Source organism: Paraburkholderia sp. SIMBA_053, assembly GCF_046534895.1.
Taxonomy (GTDB): domain Bacteria; phylum Pseudomonadota; class Gammaproteobacteria; order Burkholderiales; family Burkholderiaceae; genus Paraburkholderia; species Paraburkholderia caledonica.
The window spans coordinates 1-277 of record NZ_JAWRXU010000569.1; the positions used below are offsets into that span (position 1 = coordinate 1).

Annotated in this window: 1 pseudogene; it reads left to right on the forward strand. The window is 62.1% G+C overall.

Annotation, left to right across the window (positions count from 1 at the left end):
* A pseudogene (locus tag SB753_RS36885) lies at positions 1-277 on the forward strand (capsular biosynthesis protein); the annotation flags it as partial.

Below are 277 nucleotides of genomic sequence, written 5' to 3' on the forward strand. Positions count from 1 at the left end.
GAATCAGGAGAACATGCCTCCGCCAGCTCCGTCTCCTGTGACGGAAATGGGCGTGATCCGCAGCCGCTCGGTGCTCGAACCGGTTATTCAGCGCTTCCGCTTCGACGTCTCCGTGACGCCGCGCAAGCTGCCGCTGCTCGGCGATATCGCGGAGAAGTTCGCGACGCCTGGCGAGCCGTCGCGGCCATGGCTCGGACTCAAGTCATACGCATGGGGAGGCGAGCAGGTAAAGATCGGCGCGCTCGACGTTCCCAAAGATCTCGAAGAAGAAAAGATG